The following is a 14,421-nucleotide window of genomic DNA, read 5'->3' on the forward strand; positions in this document are numbered from 1 at the left end:
TGCTCACCACGCTTGGCCACGGTGTTTGAGCTCAAGCCTTTGGGTAAAAGCCTGTAATACGCGCCGGTACAATTCGTCGCCCAGCACCGCATCTTCGATGCCGGCGTCGAGGTTGGGGTTGTCGTTCACTTCGATCACCAGTACCCGATCGCCCGCCTGCTTGAGGTCGACGCCGTAGAGGCCGTCGCCGATCAGCCGCGCCGTCTGTACGGCGAGCTGCACGACTGCGGGCGGGGCTTGCTCGACCGGCACCGCCTCGCACATTCCGTTGATCTCGCCGGGCAGCGCCTTGTGGTTGTAAATCTGCCAATGCCCCTTGGACATGAAATACCTGCAGGCATACAGCGCTTCGCCATTGAGCACCCCGACGCGCCAATCGTATTCGGTGTAGCAATACTCCTGCGCCAGCAGCAGCACCGAGTGTTCGAATAACTCCTGCGCGGCCGTGGCCAGCGCTTGTGCATCGGCGACCTTGATCACACCCCGTGAAAAACAGCCATCGGGGATTTTCAATACCAAGGGAAAACCGAGGCGACGCCCTGCGTTTTCGAGTTCCTGCGGACGATCCTTGTAGAGTATTTCCGTTGCCGGCATGCCCAGCCCGCGACGCTTCAGCAAATCGGCCAGATAAACCTTGTTGGTGCAGCGCAGGATGGACGACGGATCGTCAATCACCACAAGGCCTTCGCTTTCAGCCTTTTTCGCGAACCGATAGGTGTGATCATCCACTCGCGTTGTTTCGCGGATGAACAGCGCGTCGAATTCGGCGAGACGTGCGTAGTCCTTTTTCTCGATCAGTTCGACATCGATACCCAGCTGTTCGCCCGCAGCGATGAAACGCTGCAATGCCTCGGGATTAGAAGGCGGCAGGGCTTCGTCAGGATCATGCAGGATGGCCAGGTCGTAGCGGGCCACACGTTTGGAGGCGGGCTGACGCCATGTCCTGCGATTGAACGCGTCCAGTGCATCAGCGAAAACATGCTGCTGTTCATCGCGAAGTTTGTGCAGTGCACCGGCCTTGATGCCTGCGATCTGCCAGGTCTCACCACGGCGGAATTCCACCAGCAGGATAGGGCAGGGGAACGCCTCGAACAGCTGACGGCCGATCTCTTGCAGCGTCTCGATCGAGGCCTTGCCGAAGTACAACGACAGCGTGAAAGCCTCGGTTTCGCCGTACGGGTGGTTCGCCAGCGCCCGCTCCAGGGTGCGCTCCAGATCATTCAGCCCGACCCCGTAAAGCGCTTTGCGCGCCAGCTCGCTGACGGTGCGTACCGAGGGGAAAACCTTGTGTCCGCGCGCTTCGGCCAGCAATGAGCAGTAATAGCCCTGACCGAGGTATTTGTAATTGCGGCAGAGGTTTATGACCTGGGTGCGATGAGGAAAATCATCGCTGTGTTCAAGGTAATCCTGAGCCAGCATCAGGCTCTCGCTGGGCAGGTAATCAGCCCAGTCATCCTTGCGTTCGACCAGTATGAGCAATCGACTTCCCGAGGGCTTGATACTGGGAGGTTCCTCGCTGAGGGAGATTGTCGAATGCTCGGTTTTGTCTAATACTTCGTTCACGTTGGCTTGCACCGCTGACATGAGTAATGAATCCCTGTTGAAGAAGACGCCGCTTCAATAAATCACGGGCCTTTCGGTCTGTCCCGGTTCGTTACTCAAACTTTACGGTGCGGTCATGTCTTTTGATTTTCGCTTTGCATCCATGGACGATATCGACGATCTGGTCGAATTGGAGCGGGTGTGTTTTACCCTCGACCGGTTGAATCAGCGCAACTTCAGCTGGATGCTCAGTAGAGCCAATGCCGCGTTGATTGTCGTTACCTCAGGCGCAATCCTTTGCGGTTACGCACTGGTGCTTTTTCACCGTGGCACCTCACTTGGACGCCTGTATTCGATTGCGGTCAGCCCTGCGTGGCGCGGACATCAACTTGGCCAGCGTTTGCTGGAACAGGCCCAGGCCTGCGCATTGGCGCGCAACTGCGCATGGCTGCGGTTGGAGGTGCGCGCTGACAACAGCGCTGCCATCCGCCTCTACGAAGCCAACGGCTATCAACGCTTTGCCAGTGTCGAGGACTACTACGAAGACCACTGCGAGGCGTTGCGCTACGAGAAACGCATCCTGCGCGAAACACCAGCGCCCGCCCGGCAAGTGCCGTATTACCAGCAGACCACCGAGTTCACCTGCGGCGCCGCGTGCCTGCTGATGGCCATGTCCGCCATCGATGCGAACCGTGCCATGACCCGAGCGGAGGAAATCCAGTTGTGGCGCGAGGCAACCACCATTTTCATGACGGCGGGGCACGGTGGCTGCAGTCCTCAGGGCCTCGCACTGGCGGCCTGGCGGCGCGGTTTCGATGTGCGCCTTGAGGTAAGTCACCCGGGCTCGCTTTTTCTTCACGGCGTACGCAGCACGGAGAAGAAGTCGATCATGAAACTGGTCGAGGATGGGTTTGCCCAGGAACTGGCTGCCACGCAAGTCGAGCAGGTTCTGGGTGATTATCTGCAGATCGGCGCTGCGTTGGCGGCCGGATACAAGCCGCTGGTGCTGATCAGCAGCTACCGATTCACCCGCTTGAAAGCGCCGCATTGGGTCATCATCACCGGGTGTGACGAGGACTTCGTTTACTTGCATGATCCTGATGTCGACCACAGCAAACTCAAGCGCGGCCTGGACTGCCAGCACTTGCCGGTCAGTCACCAGGAATTCCTGCGCATGACGGTGTTTGGCGTACAGCGGGTTCGCGCAGCCGTGATGCTGCGCTCCCGTTGAAGAGCGGTGGCTAGGCGCCGAGCACTTCCTCGCCGATACAGCAGCGATCCCTGCCTTTCTGCTTCGCGGCATAAAGCATTTTGTCAGCCGACTCGATAAGAGTGGCAGGGCTCACTTCATGTTCGGCCGGTTTGCCAACCGCAATACCTGCACTGGCGGTGACGTGACCCAGTGGATGGGCTTTGTGCTCCATTCGCAAGGATCGAATGGCCTCAAGAATTTCCTCAGCCACAAGCGCCGCCCCGCGAATATCGGTGTTGGGCAGCAACACGGAAAACTCCTCGCCGCCATAGCGCACGGCGAGATCACCCGGCCGTTTTACCGCCTGCGCAATGGCCTGGCCGACGGCGCTCAGGCAATCATCACCTGCCGCGTGCCCATAGCTGTCGTTGTAGAGTTTGAAGTGATCGACGTCGATCATGATCAGTGAGATCGACGAACCCTGGCGTCTGGCCAGACGAATTTCGTCAATCAAGGCAGTGTCCAGTCGCCGACGGTTGGCCAGCCCGGTCAGGCTGTCCGTCAAGGCCATGTCCTTCATGGCCTGGTGTGCCTTGCGCAAATCCTTTTCCATCACCATCCGCTGGCGCAGTTGCCTCAAGACGATCAGTCCGAAGACCGTGAACGCGGTGATCACCGACATCAACACAAAGCCGGTTTTGATCAGGTCCCAGCGCCACGGCGCAATGATCGATTCGCGGGACAGTCCGGTTTCGACTACCAACGGATAGGTGCTCAAAGCTCTGTAACCGTACAGACGCTTGGTGCCGTCGACGACGGCTCGGACCTCGGCGATCCCTTGATTGGAAAAGGGCAGGTAGTTCTTGAACACCTCACTGTCGGCGAGGCTCTGACCGATTACCGAAGCGATGAAGGGGCGACGCACGAGAATGGTTCCATTGCGCAACGCCAGCACCAGTGCACCCTTGTCGTCGATTTTGAAATCGCCGTAATAGTCGACGAAATAACTGACCTTGATCGTCCCCAGCAGCACGCCGGCGAAGGAGCCGTCCGGGTTATTCAATCGGCGGGAAATCGGAATGATCAGGTCGTCCGTGGATTTGCTTTTGACGACATCACCGATACGCACGTTTCGATCGGTGTTGGCGCGGTGATACTGGAAGTAGTCGCGATCGGCATTGTTCGCCGGGTCCGGGATCATTTCCTTGTCGGTGACGATCCATTTGCCGTCCGGGCCGTAGATAAACAGTCCATGCAACTGCGGCATCAATTTGGCCTGCTGCACCAGCAAGTTGTGGATGCGCGGTACGTCGATGTTCTGCAGACCGTCGCCTTCGACGCGCTCGCCCAGGGCGGCGGTCAACACATCGACCTGGCGGATGGCGTCTTCGGCATGTTGCGCGGTTGCCCGCGCGAGGTTGGTGACCGAATCACGCGCCGACGAGAAGGCTGCATGATAGTCACGCCAGGTTCGCCATCCCTCCACGCCGAGAAACGCCAGAATGACCGTCAGCATGAAGATGACTGTCAGGCGGAAAGCGGCTATCTCGCTGGCAGCTTTGATGGGAGCGGTTTCTGCGGCGTCATGCCCCTTGGTTTTGGGCATCTTACGACCGAGCATCTGAGGGTCCTTATGCTTGTCATCTCTCATCTCTTGAAAGATGACCATCCTTTTCCACCTGGAATTCAATTTACTGCCTTGGCCAGGCGGTCGCGATTGGATCGTTCAAAGCCGTGCCGGGTCAACATCTGTAATTGAAGCGCGCCTTGAGGTGAGACTTGTGAGCGATATCATCACGGCCGGTGAATTGAACATCGACCTGCGCAATGCCAACGAAACCGGCCTGTTCAAATGGCTGCTGGCGAGTTTTCTGATGGGCAAAAGGATTCAGGGCGCCATTGCCGCCAAGGCGTATCAAGTCATAGTAGAGCAGCATCACAAAGACACCCCGCAAAAGCTCGCGCAGTGCACCCACCGTCAGTTGGTGTCGATGCTGGGGCAGGCGCGTTACGTGCGCTACGACGAAAGCACGGCGTCGCGACTGCTCGCGTTGGCCAACAAGCTCAACAGCGAGTACGCCGGTAAGGTCAGTAACATCGTGGCCGCGAGCGCGGACCGTAAGGCGCTGGAGAAGCGCCTGTCCGAGTTTGAAGGAATAGGGCCAAAGACCGTCGAGATCTTCATGAGGGAAGCGGCGGCGGTACTTTTCTGAACGCCCGGTTCTGCATTGAAGACGGTGGCAACACTCGGCTCACAGAGCAGCAAGTCTTCCGGCCAGTTCGCGGTCAATGGATGGCTGCCACCTCCGATTGCTGGACTGTGGCTTGATCGGCGAAATTATTCGGCAGCAGGGTGCCCAAGCCGAATACATTCACCGCCATGCTGACTTTCAATCCTCGACAGGCCTGTTTGCAGTCGAGCTCGAAACCCGCAGATGCCTGTTCCATCAAACGTTGAAAATGTTCAGAGGTCAGTGCCAGGACTTTGCTGCTTTTCATGTGGTTTTCCTTGAGCAAGTGGCGACCCCGGTCCGGGGCCGCCGGACGGGTTCAGACATCTTTGCCTTGCACATAGCCGGAGCCCAGGTCAGCACCGGTCACCGGCTCGCTGAGTGGGTCAGAGGCTGTACGGGTCTTCATCGCTTCCAGCACCTGTTCGTCTTCAGCCGGAAGGCTGACGGTCGCCAGACCGTCACCGCCGTCGACCGCAGGCTCTGGGTTTTCCACGTACTCCCACGCACCGCCCTCGTTCCAGGGACCGCGCACGTTGGGCTCGCCAGACATATTGAAGTACTTGTTGGTGAACTCCGGCATGCCAGGCAATTTGCCCTGCGGGAAGTTCGGCTGGATCGAATGCAGGGCTTTTTCGAAGGACTGTTGATGGGCGATTTCCCGCGTCATCAAAAAGCCAAGCGCCTCTTTCACGCCCGGATCATCGGTGATGTTGATCAAACGTTCGTAGAGGATTTTCGCCCGCGCTTCGGCTGCGATGTTCGAACGAAAGTCGGCAGTAGGCTCAGTGATCGAATCCACATACGCCGCCGTCCAAGGTACGCCAGCGGAATTGACCAGAGGCGCGCCTGCGCCGTACAGCAGGCTGGTGATGTGCGAGTCATTACCGGCGCCATTCAGCGCACGGTACAGCTCGCCTTCCTCTTGAACGCCCTCGGCGAGTTGACCCTTGGCACCTCTGTTGAGCATGACGATGATCGAGCCGACCACCTCCAGATGGCTCAATTCTTCGGTGGCAATGTCCAGCAGAAGGTCTTTGCGCCCCGGATCTTCCTCGGCCAAGGCTTGGGTGAAATAGCGCGCTGCTGCGGCCAGTTCGCCATTGGCGCCCCCGAATTGTTCCAACAGCAGATTGGCCAGACCAGGGTTGGGCTCGGCCACGCGAACGGTGTACTGAAGTCGCTTGTTATGTATGAACATTCAAATTTTCCTCAGACCAGGCTATCGCGCTTTTGCCCTGATGGGCGTTAGCGCATGCATAGTTGTGAGGAGTGGGTGGAGCGGAAATTTCGTTTATTGCAGGCCGGCTGGACGGACGGCAGAGGGCGGAAAGTTCCGGAAACAGGACGGTTGGCTTGACCCTGTTCCACGACCAATGTGGGAGCGAGCCTGCTCGCGAATGCGGTACGTCAGTCACCGATTTGGCGGCTGATCCAGCGCTTTCGCGAGCAGGCTCGCTCCCACAATGGTTCGTTGGCAATCAAGCTATCTTCAACGCCCTCAGCACCACCAGCGTCTGCTCGGCGAATACCTGCGCCTGTGCGGTCAGGGCCGCAATGTTGGCTTCGGCAGTGAGCAGCGGCTGGCCGTTCTCTACCAGCACTTCACCTTGTTCGCTGATCACACTCCACGCCAGTTGCGCCCACTCGGCTGGCTGCTGTTTGCCTTGCTTGATCGAAATCAGGAACAACTGCTGGAAGCGGTTGACCGTCACGCCACCGCCAGTGACCGGGCTGGCCAGGGTCTGGATGTTGGCGCCGTACAGCGAGCGTTTGCACAGTTGCAGATTGAGCGCGGCGCAGCGACCGCTGACCTGCGACTCGGCGGCCTCGCTCTGGCACGGAGCGACAGCGCCCATACCGATCAGCACGGCCAGGGCTTGTTCGAGGTCGTCGTAAGCCAGCGCAGCCTCGGACAGCAATTGGCGCATCGATTTGGCCGCATAGTTCTGTGCCGCCAGTGCATCGAGCACCGGGCCGTAAATCTCCGGTTGCAGCGTCGCTTCGCCGGCGGGACCACTGACCGAGCCCGCCACGGTTTCCCAGGGTTGCAGCAGCACGAAACGGCTGTGCAGCATCCTCGCGCGGCGTTCGGCAGCGGACAGGCGGGTCGCGCCACGTACGTACAGGTCGCGGCGGAAGTGCTGGTTGACGAAGTAGTCCCGCGCTTGCTCGCGCATGATCGGATGTTCGATGGTTTCCAGAAAGTCCATGCCTTCAGCGCTCAGGTTGAGCGGGGCGACCGAATCCAGCGGCACTGCCGTGGTGGCGTAGTCGAGTTTGGCCGAGGCCAGCGCGTCGACCATGTCGGCGAAGTACATGCAATTCCAGTCACGGTTGAAATACTCGTGGGCGACGTAGTGACGATCCTGACCCTTGATGCTCTGCAGCCGCGCGCCGAGACTCGGCGCCGCAGCGGCGTATTTCGGGTTGGCCGCGAGCAGTGCTTCGGAAAATTGCAGTGCGGCGTCGATGCGCTGGTCGGAGCGCGACGAGGCATTGGCAAAGCGGTCATGCAGGCTGAACAGATTGCGCAGCGGCGCCGACGGCGACCAGCCGGGGAAGCAGTTGTAACTGACGTAAAGCATGCCGCCCGGCTTCAGGTGACGGCGGGCGAATTCGACGATCAGTTTTTGATTGTCGCGGCTGACCCAGGTCCAGATGCCATGCAGGCTGATGCTGTCGAACTGCGGCAGATCATTGCGCGCCAGCAGCTGTTCGAAGCTGTCGTCATACAGGCGGGCGCCGTTGTTGGCGGCAGTCGCGAGTTCGATGGCATGGGCCGCCATACCCGGGTGAAAGTCCGTACCGACAAACGAACCCGGGTTGGCGGTGGCGTGGATGTTGATCGACACGCCCTGACCGAAGCCCAGTTCGCAGTGCACGCCTTCGTTGCTTTCCAGCGTGGCGAACCCGCGCAACAACAGGCAGTAACGCAGGAACACCGGATTGATCTCCCGGCTATAGCTGTAGGTGTAGCCTTCGTCGGTGAAATAACCTTCGTTCCAGGCGTTGCTCATGGGTACAGCCTCTTGTTCTTGAAAGTGATGGCAGTCTTATAAGGGGTTGTCGCTGCGCGCGACAAATTGAAAAAACGGATACTTCCCCAAACCCTGTGGGAGCGAGCCTGCTCGCGAAAGCTTTTTTTCAGTTTGAATATAATCGGCTGACACGCCGCTTTCATGAGCAGGCTCGCTGCCACAGGGATCTTCAACACATCCAAGCAGGATTGATACCGATCACGCACTCCACGGCCCATTCGCGCAGGCATTTTGTAGCCAGCCGAAACTGTCATATTCCCTCCCACTCGTCTGCCCATAGTGACCAGCCCAACGCTGATTTCATGAGGCTGCACTGTGTTCCAACGTCTTCTGTGTTCGCTGTCCGTTCTGAGCCTGTCCATCGCCGCTGCCCACGCGGCCGAGCCTGTCAGCCTCGACACGCCGCGCTTGAGCGGCATCGACAACTTTCGCGACATCGCCGGCATCACCACCGCGTACTCCACCGCCCACGACGGCGTTATGCGCAGCGGCGTGTTCTACCGTTCCAACGCACTGACGCCGTCGACGGCGGATCTGGCGACACTCAATGGGCTTGGCATCAAAGCCATTTACGACCTGCGCACGCCCAGCGAAATTGCCGCTACGCCCGACACGATGATCACGGGCGCGGCCTATCGCAATATCGACATCATCGGCAGCACCACCTCTGGTGCGAACATCACCAATATCTCGTTCCACAGCGCCGCCGAGGCCGTGGCGATGATGGAGGAAACCAACCGCGCTTTCGTCAGCGATGCCGGCATGCGCGGGCAGTTCGGCCAGTTGTTCAATGAGCTGGCCAGTGTCGACGCCGCGCAGTTGTTTCACTGCACCGCCGGCAAGGACCGCACCGGCTGGACCGCCGCCGTGTTGCAGAGCATCGCTGGCGTTGATGAGGCGACGATCATGGCCAACTACCTGGCGACTAACGACTACACCGCCGCCCGAGTTGCCGCGACCTTGAAAGCCTTGCCGCCGAGCATGGCCGCTGTCTACGAGCCGCTGCTCGGCGTGCAGGCCAGTTATTTGCAGGCCGGTCTCGACCAGGTCGCCGCCGAGTACGGCAGCATGGACAACTACCTCAAGCAGGGCCTCGGTCTGTCCCAGGAAACCATTTACGTACTGCGCGGCAAACTGGTCGAGTACAACAGCTTGCCGGGTCAGGCCGGGCTGATCGGCAATGCCGCCGCTGGTGCCGAGTTGCTGCGCCAGCTGCAGAACTCCGAGCTGTCCGGCACCTACAGCGCCTACAACTACTACCTGCAATCGGCGATCGACGCCGGCAGTCTGGGCGGTGTCGAATCGCAAGTCGGCGGTCAGGTCCACGCTGATGCGGCCAGCTACCTGCTGCGGCAGAACGCGATGATCGAACAAGCCGCCGCACCGTTCGCCAGCGGCAGCGATCTGAAGATCGGCCAATACCGCCTCTGGACCACCGCGCTTGCCGGCTACCTCGGCACTGACGGCTCGACCCATGCCGAGAGCAGCAACGAACACAGCCAGGGCCTGATGCTCGGCATTACCCAGCGCTTCAACGAACAACTCAGCGCGCGCGGCGGCTTTGGCTACAGCAAGGGCAGCGTGGGCGGCGCGGGTGGCGAGGCCGATACGGACTTCACCTTCCTCAACCTCGGTGCGCGTTACGGCCTCACCAGCCTTGAGCGCGGCATGTTTGTCGATGCCAACGCCAGCGCCGGTTACGTCGACTACGACAGCAAACGCGAGCTTGGCGGTGGTCTCGGCACTGCCAAGGGCGACACTCACGGCAATCTCACCGGCGCGACCCTGGCGCTGGGTTATCGCGCACCGCTCAACGGCGTGACTCTCGAACCGAGCCTGGGCTTTCGCGTCAGTCATCTCGACTTGCAAGGTTTCAAAGAGAAGGGCAGTGAACTGGCGCTCGACGTCGATGGCATCGAGCAGACCCGCCGTAGCGCGGTAGCCAATCTCGAAGTGTCATTCGCCCCGGTGACGATGGGGGCGTGGCAGCTGGTCCCGGGCGTTCGCGTGGGCTATGAACGTGCGCTCGGCGATCAGCAAGTCGACAGCGCAGGTCATCTGCTGGGGCTGGATATCGAGCAGCGCGCGGCGTTCGACAATCGCGACCAGTTCAGCGGCGGCGTTAATCTGATGGCCAACCTCGGCGCCCTGAGTGTGGGCGCTGAGGTCGGGGCCAACGGTGGCGGTGACAGCCATGGTTTCAATGGCGGACTCAAGGCCAGTTACGCGTTTTGAACACAGCGAGCCCGGCAAATTGCCGGGCTCTTGCGCTCAAGCATGCTGCGCACGCGAAGGTTGCTGTGTGCGTGCCGGTTGCGCGGTGGGTTCGGGCAGCGAGGCGACATGCACGGTGCGCGCCGGGAAGGCGAACGTCGCGTCCAGCTCGGCCACCGCTTCCATGATTGCCAGATTGATACGCTGCTGCACGTCCATGTAGACGTTGTAGCTGGCGTCCAGAACGATATATACCGTCTCGAATTCCAGCGCGCTCTCACCAAAACTGCGGAAATGGCAGCGGTCGAAGCGCGCCTGTTTTTCGTTCTTGATGATGCTTTCAACGCGTTGGGTGATCTGGCGGATCTGTTCGCTGGTGCACTCGTAAGTCAGACGAAATTCGAACACCACTCGACGCTCCTGCAAGCGTTTGTAGTTCTGAATAGTGCTGCCGATCATGTCGGCGTTGGCCATGACAATCTGCTCACCGCCGAGACTGCGGATGCGCGTGGTCTTCAGGCCGACGTGCTCGACCGTACCGGCCAGCGTGCCGACGACGATGAAATCGCCCACCTCAAACGGCTTGTCGACGGCAATCGACAGCGAGGCGAACACGTCGCCGAGAATGTTCTGCACCGCCAGCGCCACCGCGATACCGCCGACACCCAGGCTGGCGACGAATGCAGTGATGTTGACGCCCAGGTTCGACAGCATCGCCAGCAGAATCACCGCCCACAGCAATACCTTGACGCCCCACAGGCTCAGGGTCGCCAAGGCGCTCGCTTGAAAGGAGCCGGTCGCGTTATGCCGCGAAAAATAGCGATGCAGCCCCAGCGCCAGCGCGCGGTTGGTCCACAGGCCGACCTGCAACGCCGCCACCACGAACCACAAACTGCTGACCCGCCCGAGCCAGCGCTCGGGCAAATCCAGCAAACCGATGCCGACCAGAATCGATGCCAACAGCAGCAACGTGGTGCTGGTCGCCGCCAGCACTTCGCTGGCCATGTACGTCAGATGCCCATTGCCGGCAGTGGCCCGCGCCTGCACCTTGCGGAAAACGAAGCGGATCGCCGTGGTGGTCAGCAGATAACTGAGCGTTGCGGCGAGCAACGCCAAGACCCAGTTCGCCAGTGAAATTCCCAGAAGTGTGTGCGTCGTGAAAAAGCCGATGAAATCCTCAGTCATTGAAACCCCCTTGCGAAGCCTGCGAAGACGCTAGCGCAGAAGCGCAGCGCCGGCCGCAGCCAGGTAAACGCCGCTTGAATCGGCGGTGCCGTCAAACGACCTGTCTGGGTTAGTCGCCCTGAGATTCCTGCTGTTCAATCAAATGCAGGTTTCGCCGGACCGAATGGTCAACGCCTGGCCTTCAGCTCCGCTGGGCTTACGCCGTAAGCGCTTTGAAAATACTGACAAAAGCGCCCGACATTACTGAAGCCAAAGCTCAACGCCACCTCCGTCACGGAGCCTGCATGCCCGCGCACCAACGCCTCATAGGCGCGCTGCAAACGCACCTGCCGCTGATAAGCGACGATCGACATCCCGACAAAACGTCGAAAACCTTCCTGCAATGCGCGCTGGCTGACATGGCTCAACCGCGCCAGATCCCCACCGCTGACCAGCTGTTGCGGATGCGCCTGAATAAACTCCATCGCCACCTTCACATGCCGCGGCGCCACGCACGGCGCCGGCCGCCGTAATGCCTCGGTGAAGTTGTGCGGCCACGCCTCCAGCACCGCATCGATCAACATCTCGCGCAACCGTGACGGCATCAACGTGCCGCTGTTGATCAAGGCATCGAACTCAGTGCCCGTGGCCAGATCAATCAACGCCTTGAGGCCCTGAAATTCCGGGGTATTCAGATCCACGCTTGGCTCAAACACGATCTTCTGCACGACCGGTTTCTCCAGCAGCGCCGACAACCGCTCGGTGAGCTGCAGACGATTGATCGAAATGCCGTGATGCGCGTGATCGTCAACAAAACGCATCGAACGGATATCCGCCTTGTCGATCGCCAGACCGATGTGCGCCATGCCGATGGACTCGGTGGCGTGGTTGAAAACGATCTTGCCGGCGGTGGGGATGACGAAAGTGATTTCGTTCTGCGGATCGGGGAGGGTGACGCTGAAGTCGCCGTGGTAATGCATACGCCGAAAACTCACCCCGTCGTGCCGCCCGTAGACCCCGCCGATGATGATGCTGGAAGGTGGCGGCGGAGTATCGGCGTAGCGGTTGCCGAAGAGCCTGGAGAACAGGGCGCCGAAGTCGGAAGAGGTGAGGTTGTCGGAGCGCAGGATGATTTTTTGCCGGGTTGGGGATGCAGTTGCGATGGGCGGCATTTTGGAATGCGGGCTCTTGGGGCGACGGTGGGGATGGGAAGATTAGTGAATTGGCGTGACTGTCTGGTGACAAGGCTTTGGAGCATCGTTTGCTTTCGACTTCAGCGGTCATTTCTGATGGCTCGCTATGGGCGGAAATCGCCAATTGGGCGCCAGCACTACATAGTTAAGTTAAATAGTGTGAGTTCGCAAAATTGAATGGCGGCGACGCTACCGAACTAAATCGAATTGTGTCCGATTGCTTTACAGTTTGGGGGTGGATAGGTGGGAGTGCTATTGGCTTTATAGTAATCGAATATATTGTCGATCCGTTCCGTGTCTAATATAAGTCCGGTACTTCTATAGCGCTTCAATAAGCGAAAAGGTGATAGTTATGAAAAAGCTCCTTTTTTGTGCGGTTGCCATGCTATTTATGATTGGCTGCGCTTCGTCCGGTAATCAAGCTGCGCTCGACGCCCATGCGGACGCACCGGCGACCGCTAAGCAGCTAACGGGCAGCGAAATAAAAACTACGGTCATAGGCCGAAAATATTCCAGCGTAACGTCCACTGGTTATCCTTTCTCTCAAGTATTAAGCGCTGACGGAACTGCACAAATTCAGATCTCCAGCGAGTCCATGCAGTCAGGAAGTTGGGTGATTACGGGGGATGTGATCTGCGTTGCCTATCAAAAATACGGTAAGGAATGCAGCAAAGTGTTAACAGATGGGGGCTCGATTTGGTTTGTTGACAGTACGACGAGTAAAACCAACAACAAATTTATCGCCAACTAGAGCGGACATCATTTTGAGAGCGGGTAGCGGCTGCTTCACGCCTGGTTCATATCAGGTATTGAAAGAACGACGCCACTGACTGGGCGTAACCTTTTCCACCTGCCGAAAGGCCCGATAGTAAGAGTTGACGTCGTCATAACCCAGAAGATACGCCACCTCTTTGAGCTCCAGGCTCGTATCAGCCAGCAGCTGCAACCCAACTTGACGCCTCGCCTCGTTGAGCAGTGCGTTGAAGGTCGTGCCCTCGGACGCCAAACGGCGCTGCAAGGTTCGCTCGCTCTGCAACAGTTCTCTGGCGAGGTGTTGCAAACTTGGCCGTCCGTTCGCCAGCGTGCGCTTGAATATTTCAATGACCTGCTCACAGAAGCCAACCGGCGCCTCGATTGCGCGTAATGCGGCATCGAGGCCGGGGCTCATCATGTGCAGCACCTGCGCATTGTGTTGCAGAAACGGCCGGTCAAGATCAGAGGCGCTCAAGATCATCTCGTCATGGCTGGCGCCGCAGTTGATGGGACAGGCGAAATAATCCGAATGAGTTTCCAGCGGTGGCTTTGGCCGCCGCAAGCTCAATGACATAGGCGTGATGTGTTTTCCGGTGCCTCGTCGACCGAGCTCCAGTACCAAGGCAAAACACGCCTCCACTGAAAGATAGGGCGCAGGCCCCGTGCCGGATGGCCACTGAATCGTGAATGACACAGTGTTCTGGCGCTCGACCATGGATAATTTGTCGGGACTGCACAGGCGCTGCAAGCGCGCCAACCGCGCAAGTCCGTCGCGATAATCAGCAGCATATAACGCCGTGATGAACGCCATTTTGTGCTTCGCACTGGGCGTGTCGCGAACCATTTTTATCGCAAAAGCCGGATCCGCCGAAAGCGCCTCAATGGCGTTCCAGACAGCGAACAACTGCTGTGTGCTGACAAAGGTCGATTCGTTCAAATGAAGGTCAGGGGGCAGTTGAGCATGTTGCTCAATCAACGAGGGATCCAGTCCCAGCTGCGCTATTGATTCCCAGAATACCCTGGGTAATTTACACCGCTCGGCGCTGGTGTGAAGGTGCGGCATTTCCAGACTCCGAACTGCAGGATAGCGG

The 14,421-nt window shown here is 59.1% G+C and carries 12 protein-coding genes; 4 read left to right on the forward strand and 8 right to left on the reverse strand.

The window, feature by feature from the left end:
• Positions 1-3: 3 nt before the first annotated feature.
• A complete protein-coding gene (locus tag AB4N73_RS06015; RefSeq protein ID WP_305382754.1) occupies positions 4-1,584 on the reverse strand; it encodes a RimK family protein in 1,581 nt (526 codons plus the stop codon).
• Positions 1,585-1,678: 94 nt separating this feature from the next.
• On the opposite strand from AB4N73_RS06015, the gene AB4N73_RS06020 reads away from it, so the two are divergent.
• Positions 1,679-2,773, forward strand: a complete 1,095-nt coding sequence (locus AB4N73_RS06020; protein ID WP_305382755.1) for a GNAT family N-acetyltransferase/peptidase C39 family protein — start codon at positions 1,679-1,681, stop codon at positions 2,771-2,773.
• Between the two features lie 10 nt (positions 2,774-2,783).
• Here AB4N73_RS06020 and AB4N73_RS06025 read toward each other — a convergent pair whose 3' ends face one another.
• Positions 2,784-4,355 (reverse strand): sensor domain-containing diguanylate cyclase, encoded by a 1,572-nt coding sequence (locus tag AB4N73_RS06025; protein ID WP_305382756.1) that lies wholly within the window; start codon positions 4,353-4,355, stop codon positions 2,784-2,786.
• A 160-nt stretch (positions 4,356-4,515) separates the two neighbouring features.
• On the opposite strand from AB4N73_RS06025, the gene AB4N73_RS06030 reads away from it, so the two are divergent.
• Positions 4,516-4,947: an HhH-GDP family DNA glycosylase gene (locus AB4N73_RS06030; protein ID WP_460143056.1), complete on the forward strand. Its 432-nt coding sequence runs from the start codon at positions 4,516-4,518 to the stop codon at positions 4,945-4,947.
• Positions 4,948-5,020: 73 nt separating this feature from the next.
• Here AB4N73_RS06030 and AB4N73_RS06035 read toward each other — a convergent pair whose 3' ends face one another.
• The 3 genes from AB4N73_RS06035 to AB4N73_RS06045 all read right to left on the reverse strand — a co-directional run bounded on the left by AB4N73_RS06035 (position 5,021) and on the right by AB4N73_RS06045 (position 7,985).
• Positions 5,021-5,233, reverse strand: a complete 213-nt coding sequence (locus AB4N73_RS06035; protein WP_041480496.1) for a hypothetical protein — start codon at positions 5,231-5,233, stop codon at positions 5,021-5,023.
• Positions 5,234-5,284: 51 nt separating this feature from the next.
• Complete coding sequence (locus AB4N73_RS06040; RefSeq protein WP_041480494.1) at positions 5,285-6,166, reverse strand: manganese catalase family protein; 882 nt, start codon at positions 6,164-6,166, stop codon at positions 5,285-5,287.
• Positions 6,167-6,446: 280 nt separating this feature from the next.
• Positions 6,447-7,985, reverse strand: coding sequence for a methyltransferase regulatory domain-containing protein (locus tag AB4N73_RS06045; protein ID WP_460143057.1), 1,539 nt, complete (start codon positions 7,983-7,985; stop codon positions 6,447-6,449).
• A gap of 336 nt (positions 7,986-8,321) precedes the next feature.
• On the opposite strand from AB4N73_RS06045, the gene AB4N73_RS06050 reads away from it, so the two are divergent.
• Positions 8,322-10,241 (forward strand): tyrosine-protein phosphatase, encoded by a 1,920-nt coding sequence (locus tag AB4N73_RS06050; RefSeq protein ID WP_460143058.1) that lies wholly within the window; start codon positions 8,322-8,324, stop codon positions 10,239-10,241.
• Positions 10,242-10,277: 36 nt separating this feature from the next.
• Here the strand turns inward: AB4N73_RS06050 and AB4N73_RS06055 are convergent, their stop codons facing one another.
• Positions 10,278-11,405, reverse strand: a complete 1,128-nt coding sequence (locus tag AB4N73_RS06055) for a mechanosensitive ion channel family protein (protein WP_150742647.1) — start codon at positions 11,403-11,405, stop codon at positions 10,278-10,280.
• A 167-nt stretch (positions 11,406-11,572) separates the two neighbouring features.
• Positions 11,573-12,556 carry a helix-turn-helix transcriptional regulator gene (locus tag AB4N73_RS06060; protein WP_460143059.1) on the reverse strand — a complete coding sequence of 328 codons (984 nt, stop codon included), beginning with the start codon at positions 12,554-12,556 and terminating at the stop codon, positions 11,573-11,575.
• 373 nt (positions 12,557-12,929) lie between these two features.
• Between AB4N73_RS06060 and AB4N73_RS06065 the strand changes: the two genes are divergently transcribed.
• Positions 12,930-13,328, forward strand: a complete 399-nt coding sequence (locus AB4N73_RS06065; RefSeq protein ID WP_460143060.1) for a hypothetical protein — start codon at positions 12,930-12,932, stop codon at positions 13,326-13,328.
• A gap of 51 nt (positions 13,329-13,379) precedes the next feature.
• Here the strand turns inward: AB4N73_RS06065 and AB4N73_RS06070 are convergent, their stop codons facing one another.
• Positions 13,380-14,393 (reverse strand): AraC family transcriptional regulator, encoded by a 1,014-nt coding sequence (locus AB4N73_RS06070; RefSeq protein ID WP_460143061.1) that lies wholly within the window; start codon positions 14,391-14,393, stop codon positions 13,380-13,382.
• Positions 14,394-14,421: the final 28 nt, after the last annotated feature.

The sequence above is a fragment of the Pseudomonas sp. S3_B08 genome (assembly GCF_054667725.1).